This is a genomic window from Candidatus Angelobacter sp. (assembly GCA_035607015.1).
GTDB lineage: Bacteria > Verrucomicrobiota > Verrucomicrobiia > Limisphaerales > AV2 > AV2.
Genome location: DATNDF010000155.1, coordinates 1 through 11,369, shown reverse-complemented (window position 1 = coordinate 11,369; position 11,369 = coordinate 1). Strand labels below are relative to the sequence as shown.

Annotated in this window: 9 protein-coding genes and 1 pseudogene; all 10 read left to right on the top strand. The window is 58.2% G+C overall.

Annotated features, from left to right (window positions below; all coding sequences use genetic code 11):
* A partial coding sequence (locus VN887_06355) for a porin (protein ID HXT39628.1) occupies positions 1–399 on the top strand: 399 nt, incomplete at its 5' end.
* 21 nt (positions 400–420) lie between these two features.
* Positions 421–1,434, top strand: a complete 1,014-nt coding sequence (locus VN887_06350; GenBank protein HXT39627.1) for a sulfate ABC transporter substrate-binding protein — start codon at positions 421–423, stop codon at positions 1,432–1,434.
* A gap of 323 nt (positions 1,435–1,757) precedes the next feature.
* Positions 1,758–2,582: a sulfate ABC transporter permease subunit CysT gene (gene cysT, locus VN887_06345; GenBank protein ID HXT39626.1), complete on the top strand. Its 825-nt coding sequence runs from the start codon at positions 1,758–1,760 to the stop codon at positions 2,580–2,582.
* Positions 2,583–2,584: 2 nt separating this feature from the next.
* Complete coding sequence (cysW, locus tag VN887_06340; GenBank protein ID HXT39625.1) at positions 2,585–3,505, top strand: sulfate ABC transporter permease subunit CysW; 921 nt, start codon at positions 2,585–2,587, stop codon at positions 3,503–3,505.
* 29 nt (positions 3,506–3,534) lie between these two features.
* Positions 3,535–4,638, top strand: coding sequence for an ABC transporter ATP-binding protein (locus VN887_06335; GenBank protein ID HXT39624.1), 1,104 nt, complete (start codon positions 3,535–3,537; stop codon positions 4,636–4,638).
* A gap of 85 nt (positions 4,639–4,723) precedes the next feature.
* Positions 4,724–5,485: an NAD(P)-dependent oxidoreductase gene (locus VN887_06330; protein ID HXT39623.1), complete on the top strand. Its 762-nt coding sequence runs from the start codon at positions 4,724–4,726 to the stop codon at positions 5,483–5,485.
* A gap of 219 nt (positions 5,486–5,704) precedes the next feature.
* Entirely contained in the window at positions 5,705–6,787 is a 1,083-nt protein-coding gene (locus tag VN887_06325; protein ID HXT39622.1) for a hypothetical protein, read from the top strand.
* Positions 6,788–7,042: 255 nt separating this feature from the next.
* Entirely contained in the window at positions 7,043–7,666 is a 624-nt protein-coding gene (locus VN887_06320; protein ID HXT39621.1) for a TetR family transcriptional regulator, read from the top strand.
* Positions 7,667–7,797: 131 nt separating this feature from the next.
* A complete protein-coding gene (locus VN887_06315) occupies positions 7,798–8,853 on the top strand; it encodes an efflux RND transporter periplasmic adaptor subunit (GenBank protein ID HXT39620.1) in 1,056 nt (351 codons plus the stop codon).
* Positions 8,854–8,862: 9 nt separating this feature from the next.
* Positions 8,863–11,369, top strand: a pseudogene (locus VN887_06310) (efflux RND transporter permease subunit).

The following is an 11,369-nucleotide window of genomic DNA, read 5'->3' as shown; positions in this document are numbered from 1 at the left end:
AATGCATTGAATACGGCGCCTCTCAGAACCACGGCGTGGCAAATCACTGCTTCCTGGGTTCTTACCGGGGAAGATGCCTCCTTCAAAGGGGTGTCTCCCGCTCGCGCGTTTGATCCGTCCATTGGACATTGGGGAGCGATTCAACTGGTTGCCCGCTACGCGCAATTAAATATCGATCCGGCCGCCTTTCCGATGTTCGCTGACTCAACCGCTTCGGCTCGATCGGCGGACGCGTGGTCCATCGGTGTTGACTGGTCGTTAAACAGGAGCGTCCGACTGATGACGAGTTTCTCACGCACCACGTTTTCGGGTGGCGGTGGTACGGGCACTACTGCTCCCGCAATCATCACTCGCCAACCTGAAAATGTTCTATTTACCAGGGTCCAGCTTGCTTTTTAGAATCATTGCAAGAACCTACCTATGACAAAAAGGAATCCCATCAAATTGTTCACCGCCTTCGGCGCCGTGTTGGCGCTTTGCTTGAACTGCTCCTTCGCCCGGGAGATCAAACTCCTGAATGTTTCCTACGACCCCACGCGCGAACTGTACCAGGATTTCAACACCGCCTTTTCAAAGTACTGGAAGGACAAAACCGGCGACTCTGTCATCATCCAGCAATCGCACGGCGGCTCGGGCAAACAAGCACGGTCGGTCATCGACGGCCTCCAGGCGGATGTCGTCACCCTGGCTCTGGCTTACGACATCGACGCCATCGCCGAAAAGGCGAAGTTGCTGCCGACAGACTGGCAAAAGCTCCTGCCCGACAATAGTTCGCCTTATACGTCCACGATCGTCTTTTTGGTGCGAAAAGGTAACCCCAAGGGCATCAGAGACTGGGAGGATCTCGTCAAACCCGGCGTGACGGTTGTGCCCGCTAATCCGAAGACGTCTGGCGGAGCGCGCTGGACTTATCTCGCCGCCTATGGCCAGGCATTGAAAAAAAACAACGGCGACGACACAAAAGCGGCCGACTACATCACCAGGTTTTACAAAAATGCTCCCGTCCTCGACAGTGGCGCTCGTGGGGCCACAACCACTTTCGTTCAACGGGGGATTGGCGACGTGCTGGTCGGCTGGGAGAACGAGGCGTTTCTCGCGATCAAGGAGTTTGGCGCAGACAAGTTCGAGATCATCGTTCCGCCGATAAGTATCGTGGCTGAACCGCCGGTCGCCGTCGTGGACAAGGTTGCCAGAAAACATGGGACGAGCGACGTCGCGAAAGCCTATTTGGAATACCTCTATTCCGACGAAGGTCAGAATATCGCTGGCCGACACTTTTATCGCCCGCGTATTCAGAGGGTGGCGTCAAAGTACGCAAACGTATTCCGTGAGGTCAAACTGTTCACGGTCGACGAAGTCTTCGGTGGTTGGCAACAGGCGCAAAAAACGCACTTCAATAACGGAGGTGTGTTTGACCGGATTTTCAAGAGGTAAACGGATCATGACCATGCTTCCCGAATCCAACCAAAGAGCGGTCGCGCGCGCCACTCCTGTGGGCTATCCTCACCGAATATCGGGAGCTGATTGCGTTCGCACCGAACCTGCGCGGATATCATGTCCGGCGGGAACCGCGGAACCATCGGGTTTTCTGAAGCCATTTCCGGGTCTGCGCACTCCCGTAAGGGGGTCTTTTCGGCCAACCGGACTGTCTCGTATGCTCGTGCGCCATTGCTTGCCGGGCGCTACAGCGACGCGTGAAATACCTTTTTACCTCGCGCTCCAGTTCAAGTAGTCTCACGCGGATTCTTGCGTCTCTCATGGTAAAGCAAAAATTCAACGCGCTGCCGGGATTCAGCCTGACGATGGGTTTCACTCTGTTTTATTTGAGCGCGATAATTCTCATACCCATCGCAGGCCTGTTCTTGAAAGCGTTGGAGATTTCGCCGACCGACTTTTGGCGCCTGGCCACCACCGACCGCGCGCTGGCGACATACAAGCTGACTTTTGGCGCTTCGCTGGCTGCGGCACTCGCCAATGCCTTTTTCGGGACCGTCCTTGCCTGGGTGCTGGTCCGTTACGATTTTCCCGGTAAGCGCTTCATCGATGCACTCGTCGATTTTCCGTTCGCTCTGCCGACGGCCGTCGCAGGGCTGACCCTTGCCAGTCTTTTCGCCAGCGACGGTTGGCTCGGGCGGTGGCTCGTGCCGCTTGGTATCAACGGCGCGTTCACCGCGCTGGGGGTCATCATCGCCCTGACGTTCGTCGGAATGCCTTTCGCGGTCCGCACCTTGCAGCCTGTGCTCGAAAACCTCGAACGCGAAGTTGAAGAAGCTGCCGCCACTCTCGGTGCCGGACGTCTCCGTACTTTTTACAGCATCATCGCACCAACGCTGCTCCCCACGATCATCACGGGCTTCGCCCTGGCCTTCGCACGGGCTGTCGGCGAATACGGGTCGATCGTGTTCATCTCCGGCAACCTGCCGTTCAGGACTGAAATCGCGCCGTATCTGATCGTCATGCGTCTGGAGGAATACGATTACGCCGGAGCCGTGGCTCTCGCCGTTGTGTTAATGGCGATTTCTTTCGCGATGCTCTACGTCATCAACTGGCTCGAAAACTGGGCGAGCCGCTACGAGAACTGATCATGTCCGGCCCGCCCTCCACCGACACTGAACTCATCCGGCGCCGCGCCGGCCGCAGCCAGTCACAACGCGGCACCGAGGAACCACCCTTCGTCAAGTGGGCACTGATCACGATTGCACTTGTCTTTTCGCTTGTGTTTTTGCTGCTGCCGCTGATCAACGTGTTTGCGCAGGCTTTCGCCAAGGGCCTGCAAACCTACTGGACCTCCCTCTCAGAGCCCGATTCGTGGGCCGCGATTCGACTGACGCTCGTCGTCGCAGCCGTCGCGGTCCCGCTGAACGTGTTTTTTGGCGTGGCCGCGGCGTGGGCGATCGCCAAGTTTGATTTTCGCGGAAAGTCCCTTCTCACCACGCTGATTGACCTGCCGTTTTCCGTGTCACCGGTCGTCGCCGGATTGATGTTCGTTTTGCTGTTTGGGCTGCAAGGCTACTTCGGTAAATGGCTCGACTCGCACGACATCAAAATCATCTTCGCCGTGCCCGGGATCGTGCTTGCGACGGTGTTCGTCACGTTCCCGTTCGTGGCGCGTGAATTGATCCCGGTCATGCAGGCGGCGGGAGCAGAACAGGAACAGGCGGCCTTGACCCTCGGCGCCAGCGGCTGGCAAACCTTCTGGCATGTGACGCTGCCCTCGGTGAAGTGGGGGCTGATTTACGGCATCATCCTTTGTAACGCTCGAGCCATGGGTGAATTCGGCGCGGTCTCGGTCGTGTCCGGCCACATTACGGGTTTAACCGACACGATGCCCTTGCGCGTCGAAAAACTTTACAACGAATACCAGGGCGCGGCAGCCTTCGCTGTGGCGAGCCTGCTGGCGCTGCTTGCCCTGCTGACGCTGGGGATCAAGACGTTCCTGGAATGGCGGACCCGGCGCGAATACGAACTGGCCCAGCGCTCCGGCGAACATCGACCTTCAAGCTGAGGCCTGGAAATGGAACCGCCCACCGAGGCATGAGCATCGAACTGAAGAACGTCAGCAAGCGATTCGGCAACGTGGTTGCCGTCAACACGGTCAGTTTTTCCGTCAGGGAAGGCGAACTGATGGCGCTGCTCGGCCCCAGCGGCGGTGGCAAGACAACAGTGCTCCGCATGATCGCCGGACTGGAAATGCCGACCGAGGGCGACATCCATGTTCGCGGCCAGCGCGTCAACGATCTCTCCGTCCAACAACGCAACATTGGCTTCGTCTTCCAGAATTACGCGCTGTTCAAGAACATGAATGTGTTCAAGAACATCGCCTTCGGCCTCAAGATCAAAAAATGGAAACGGGCGGACATCAAGACGCGCGTCCGCGAGTTGCTGGAGTTGTTCGGCCTTGAAGAACTGGAACGGCGTTATCCGCACCAGCTTTCCGGGGGTCAGCGTCAACGCGTTGCCATCGCCCGGGCGCTTGCGCCAAAGCCCGGGGTGCTCCTGCTCGACGAGCCGTTCGGGGCGGTGGATGCGAAAATCCGGCAGGAGCTCCGCGAATGGCTCGTCACACTTCACCACGAGTTGAATGTCACCACGCTCTTCGTGACTCACGATCAAGAAGAGGCGATGGAGGTGTCCAACCGTATCGTGATCTTTTCTCGCGGCAACCTCGAACAGATCGGCACGCCGCGCGAAGTTTACGAGCAGCCGGCTAATGAGTTCGTGGCCCGTTTCATCGGCGTCATGAACGTGCTGGAGCTGGATGTGTACAACGGCGTCGCGTCCTTGAATGAACTTGAATTCCCATCCCACGGCCTGCCCGACGGTCAGCGGTTGCGCATCGGCTTCCGCCCCTACGCCGTGCAAATTTCCTCCGACCTCAAAGCCTTTCGGTATCAAGCCGTGCTCCGACACACGTACTTTCTTGGCATCATGCTTCGCGTTGAACTGGAGCTGCCGAGCGGACTCATCGTCCGCGCCCGCATGACCAAGGAGGAATACGCATTTCAGGGACTCGACGACGGCAAGGAAGTATCTTTTCAAATCCGACAATACCGCGTGCTCGCGCGCGAAGGGGAAAAACTGGCTCCTGAAGTCGCCGTGACGCACGACGCGCCAGTGGCGCTCGGGGAGGGAATCTAACGCCTCAAATGTCAGTTCCCATTTCAAGATTCATTTCAACGAAGCCGCTGGGAATCGATCAAGTCGCCACGACCCCATCAGACGCGTGAACAACAACCACACTGTCCTTGTCGTTGGCTCGGCGGGCCGCATTGGCCGGGCCGTCGTCGCCGAATTGCAGCGGCGGAAAATGCCCGTCAGGGGGTTCGACATCGTCAGGACGCCGGGCGTGGGTGATTGCGTTGTCGGTGACATCACAATAGCGGAGGATTTGAAGCGCGCGTCGTACGGGGCCGGAACTTTGATTCATCTGGCGGCCACACCAGACGACGACGATTTCCTGTCGAAACTTTTGCCGAACAATATTGTTGGCGTGTATCACGTGATGGAAGCGGCCCGCCTGGCGGGCGTGCGCCGGCTCATCCTGGCCAGCAGCGGACAGGTGAACTGGTGGCAGCGGACGGAGGGAAGCTTGCCCGTCCGCGTGGAAGATCCACCCAGTCCACGTTACTGGTATGCCGCCACCAAGATGTTTCTGGAAGCCATTGGACGCGGCTACGCCGAAACACACGGCATGAGCGTCATCGCTGTCCGGCTCGGCTGGTGTCCTCGCACTCCGGAACAGGTGCGGGAAATCGCCGCCAGCGCATGGGCGCAGGACGTCTATCTGAGTCCCGGGGATGCCGGACGCTTTTTCGCCTGCGCAGTCGAAGCGAAGACGGACGTTCGATTCGCGATTGTTTACGCTTCCAGCAGGCCCGTCCTTCGCGTCCATTTTGATCTGGAGCCAGCGAGAAAGCTGGTCGGATTCGTTCCGCAGGAAACCTGGCCGCAAGGGACGGAGATCGTGGGAGGAGATCGCCTGTAACACTGTCTCGAATGCGCGTCACCGCGTGAAACCACCTCTGCTTTGAAGGAATTTAACGTGCCTTTTGGCGGCCGAATTGATGCAACCAATGAACTCGCGGCTTGAAATGGTTTTTTCTGCCGCTATACCAACAGCGGTTCGTTGCGCAGCCGGCGCCTTTGCGCCGTTTTGGCGGCGGCCCGTCAATGAATCACTGTTTCGGCGAGCACACGCGATATCATGAATTCTTTTTTTGCCCGGGCGATTGGAACGATGGCCGTTTTTTTCCTCTGCCCGGTCGCCGGCTTCGCCTGGGACTACGAAGGGCATCGCTTTGTGAACCAACTGGCCCTGGCCACACTGCCGACCAATTTCCCTGCCTTCGTCCAGACACCGGAAGCGCGCGAGCGCGTCGCTTTCCTGAGTGGCGAACCGGACCGCTGGCGAAACACATCCGATCTGCCACTCAAACATTTCAATTCTCCCGATCACTTCTTCGATCTGGAGGACCTGGCGCTTTACCGGCTGAAGCCATCCGCATTGAGCCATTTTCGCTACGAGTTTACCGCGCAACTCGCGCTGATCCGGGCGGCCAATCCCCGCGTTTTCCCGCCGATCAATTCGACCAATGATTTCGACCGTACTCGAGCGCTGATCGGTTTTCTACCGTGGACCATCACCGAATATTACGCGAAGTTGAAGTCGGCCTTTTCCTATCTGAAAACATTTGAAGAGGCCGGAGAACCGGAAGAAGTCGCGAACGCGCGCGAAAACGTGCTGTTTTTCATGGGTACGCTGGGCCATTTCGTCGGCGATGCCGGACAACCACTCCACACGACGCGCAATTTCAACGGCTGGGTTGACCGCAATCCGCGCGGTTATACAACAAACAAGACATTTCATGCCTGGATAGATGGGGGCTATTTCCATCGGACGGGAATATTCATTGTGGCTGATTTGCAGGGCCACCTGCGCCCCGCGCGCATGGTATGGCCGGATGATCCAAAAGCCCACCACGACGACATTTTCCCCGAAGTGATGCAGTTCATTGTCCAACAGAATCGTCAGGTCGAACCGCTTTACCAATTTGAGAAAGAGGGGAAATTCGGCGGGGAAACAGAAGCCGGCCTTTCCGGGCGCGCATTTCTCGGCGACCAGTTGACGAAGGCCGGACAAATGCTGGGCGATCTGTGGTACTCCGCGTGGGAACAGGCGCCCATCGACACCTACCTGCACACGCAACTGCTCAAGCGCAAAAATGGAACCGAGTCGGGCTCGCATCACTCCTCAATCGGCGTCTCGAAATCGAAGAGCGAAAACTGAGGCAATGGCACCGGCAGGATTCGAACCGGGGAATGGCGCGGGCAAAATAACACGCCAGCCCTCTGAACAAGAATTCGCCGATGGGCAACTTTCTGGCGTTCTCTTGAAACATTCAAACATGAGACCTTTGGATGCCGTACCTAGGGGTGACGGGAATTACCCGGCAATGGCGGCATGCTCGCAAAAGTTTTGCAAAAAATAATCGGAGATAAGTTGACTTGGGGCACGATTCATACAAGCGTTTGAAACGTGCGTATGAAAGAATCGAGAAATACCAGATCACGCATCCTGGATGTGGCGGAGGAGCTGTTCGGCGAGCGGGGACTTGACCGGGTTTCCATCCGTGACATCACCGACAAGGCGAATGTCAATCTCGCTGCTATCAACTATCATTTCGGGAGCAAGGAAGACTTGATCGCCGCCGTTTTCGAGCGGCGCGTCGTCCCGGTCAATGAAGCGCGGCTCGCGGCGCTGGACGCGGCGGAGAATGCGACCGGCAGGAAAACTCGAATGCTGGAAGCCGTCCTCGGGGCGTTCATTCGGCCGGCGGTCCAGTGTTCCCTCGATGCGACCAAAGAAGGAGCGGCCTTTTCAAAACTGTTTGGTCGCTGCCTGGCTGAACCGAGTCCCGAAGTTGAAGCGCTTTTGAAGAGGCAATTTGAACCGCTGGCGGAGCGGATGCATGCCGCCCTCAAACGCGCGCTGCCGCACCTGTCGCGCTCGGACATTTTCTGGCGCATGAAATTCACCTATGGCGCGCTCCATCACTGGCTGCTGACGAAGGACAAGTTTCGTCCGGACTGGGTAAAGGATGTCAGTCTCGAAGCTCAAACACGAAAGCTCATTTCATTTGCGGCCGCGGGATTCCGAGCCGCCTGACCTTTCCAACGCATATGAATTCGATTGTTTCAAAGAGGTCGCTTTGTGTTTTCATATTGTCACTTGCCGCACTTCTCAGTGCATGCAAACAAGGCGCCACGCCCCCGGCACCTCCGCCTCCTGAAGTCTCGGTGTTAACGGTGACGCCAGAGCGCGTCCAGCGCACGACCGAGTTGCCGGGGCGAATCAATTCCGTGCGCGACGCCCAGGTGCGCGCGCGGGCGACAGGAATTCTGCTGAAGCGATTGTTCGAGGAAGGATCGAACGTCAAGGAGGGCCAGGTCTTGTTTCGGATCGATCCAGCGCCTTTGGAAGCCAGCCTGAACAGCGCGAAGGCGTCGTTGGCGAGAGCGCAAGCCATGTTGAATGAATCCAAGGCAAACGTCGGACGTTACAAGGAACTGGTCCCGATCAATGCGATCAGCAAGCAGGTTTACGATCAGGCGGTCGCGACCTTCGGCCAGAATGAAGCGGAAGTGCTCGCAGCCAAAGCCGCCGTACAGACCGCGGAATTGAATCTCGGATACACGCAGGTCACGGCGCCGATATCCGGCCGGATCGGCAAGGCATTGGTGACTGAAGGGGCATTGGTGAGCGCCACGGAAGCAACGCAACTGGCGGTGATTCGCCAGCTCGATCCGGTTTATTTCGATTTCACGCAGTCGAGCACGGAAGTGCTGCGGCTGAAGCGCGCGCTCGAAAACGGCACGCTTGAAAGCGCCGCTCCCGGCGAGGCGCGCGTGACGTTGATTCTCGAGGACGGCACGGTTTATCGGCACGCCGGCAAGTTATTGTTCTCGGACATCTCGGTCGATCCAACGACGGGCATGATTACCCTGCGGGCGGATTTTCCCAACCCGGAAAACCTGTTGATGCCCGGAATGTTTGCGCGCGCGCAAATCGTCGAGGGCGTCAAGGCCAACGCGCTGACCGTTCCGCAACGAACCATCACGCGCGGGCCAACCGGCGCTGCGACCGTGCTCGTGGTCAATGTCGAAAACAAAGTTGAGGTGCGAACCCTGGAAACGGACGGCGAGGTGGGAAACAAGGTCGTCGTAACGCGCGGCCTTAAGGCCGGTGAACGAATCGTGGTCGAAGGCTCGCAAAAGGCGCCGCCCGGTTCACTCGTGAAACCGGTGCCCTTCAATCCGCCGGCCGAAACCGGCGCGCAGCAGAGTTTGAAGTAAGGGAGCGTCATGGCCCAATTCTTCATCAACCGGCCGGTATTCGCCTGGGTTGTCTCCATTCTCATCATGGTGCTCGGGTCGCTGGCGATTACGCAGCTGCCTGTTGCGCAATATCCGTCCGTCGCGCCGCCGTCGATTTCCGTCTCCGCAAATTACGCGGGCGCATCCGCTGAAACATTGCAGGAAACCGTGACCTCGGTCATCGAGCAGCAACTCAACGGCATCGACAACCTGCTCTACATGTCGTCGAGCACCGATGCGTCGGGACTCGCGACCGTGACGCTCTATTTCCTGCCAGGCACGAATCCCGACACGGCGCAGGTGCAGGTGCAAAACAAAGTCCAGCTCGCGTTGCCAAGTTTGCCGCAAACCGTCCAGCAACAGGGCGTCGTCGTCGCAAAGGCCACGCGCAATTTCATGATGTTTTTCACGCTCTCGACCGTGGACGACAGCATGGATGAAGTGGCGCTGGGCAATTACATTGCGTCGAGCGTGCTCGATCCAATCCGCCGTGTGTCGGGCGTCGGTGAGGCGAACATGTTCGGCTCCCAATACGCGATGCGCGTATGGCTGAACCCGGACAAGCTGAACAGCTTAATCTCACCGCGGCGGACGTGACGGACGCGATTCAGAACCAGAACGCCCAGGTGCCGGTCGGGCAAATCGGCGCGACACCCGCGGTTGACGGACAGCAACTCAACGTCATCATGCAGGGTCGCGCGACACTGCGCGCGGTCCCCGAATTTGAAAATATTCTGTTGCGCACGAATCCGGATGGCTCCCGCGTTCTGCTGAAGGACGTGGCGCGCGTGACGCTTGGCGCGGAAAACTACGGCACTCAGGCGCGAGTCAACGGCCATCTTTCCGCCGCCGTGGCCATCAAGCTGTCGCCGACCGCCAACGCATTGAACACTGCCGAGGCCGTTCGCAACAAGGTCGCGGAACTTTCCCGCTTCTTCCCCCCGGGCGTGCGCGTCGATTATCCGCTCGACACCTCCGCGTTTGTGCGCATTTCGATCGAGGAAGTGCTCAAGACGCTGCTCGAAGCGATCGCGCTGGTCTTTCTCGTGATGTTTGTGTTCCTGCAAAACATCCGCGCCACGCTCATTCCGACCATCGTCGTGCCGGTCGCGCTGCTCGGCACGTTTGCCGCGATGCTGGCATTCGGGTTTTCCATCAACGTGCTGACCCTGTTCGGAATGGTGCTGGCAATCGGCATTCTCGTTGATGACGCGATCGTGGTGGTTGAAAACGTCGAGCGCATCATGTCCGAGGAAGGGCTTTCGCCGCTTGAAGCGACGCGCAAGGCGATGAAACAAATCACCGGCGCGCTCATCGGCATCACGCTTGTGCTCACGGCGGTGTTCATTCCCATGGCATTTTTCAGTGGCTCGGTCGGGACGATCTATCGCCAGTTCTCGTTGTCGCTCGTCTCGTCAATGTTGTTTTCGGTTTTTCTCGCTATGTCGCTGACGCCGGCGCTGTGCGCGACGCTGTTGAAACCGATCCCAAAAGGACACAAACACGAGAAGCGCGGATTTTTCGGCTGGTTCAACCGGGCGTTCGCGAAGTCCACGAAGCGCTACCAGTCGGGCGTGGGTCGAATTCTGAAGCACAGCCCGGCCTGCATGGTTGCGTATGTGCTGATCATCGGCGCGGTCTGCCTGCTCTACGTGAATCTGCCGTCGTCGTTTTTGCCGGCGGAAGACCAGGGTTATTTCATCACGAACATTCAGCTGCCCGTGGGTGCGACCAAAACGCGCACCGATGTAGTGCTGCACCAGGTCGAAGATTATTTTTTGAAGCAGCCGGAGATTGAAAGTTTCATCACGGTCGCCGGATTCAGCTTCAACGGGCGCGGACAAAACTCGGCACTGTCGTTCGGGCGGCTCAAGGACTGGGGCAGGCGCAAAGGCAAAGAACACACGGTGATGGCGGTGATTGCGCGCGCCGCAGGAAAGTTTTCTCAGATCAAGGACGCAATCATATTTCCGTTGAATCCGCCCGCGATCAACGAGTTGGGCAACTCGACCGGGTTCGATCTTGAATTGCAGGATCTCGCCGGCCTCGGTCATGACAAGCTCCTGGCCGCGCGCAATCAGCTTCTGGAAATGGCGCGAAAGAACCCCGTCGTCGTCGGCGTGCGTGTTCAGGGACTGGAAGACGCCGCGCAGTTGAAGATTGAACTGGACGAGGAAAAGGCCAACGCGCTGGGTGTTTCGCCAGCCGAGATCAACTCCACGTTGCAGACGTGTTTCGGATCGACGTACGTAAACAACTTCATCAACGGGAATCGCGTCCAGCGCGTGCTCGTGCAACTCGATGCGCCGTTCCGCATGTCGCCTGAAGATGTGAAAGCCGTTTACGTACGCAATCGAAGCGGAACGATGGTGCCCTTGTCCGCGTTCACAACGGTGAACTGGACCTACGGCTCGCCGCAGTTGCAGCACTACAACGGTTTTCCTTCTTACGAAATAATCGGCTCGGCCGCGACCGGTCGAAGCACAGGCGAAGCG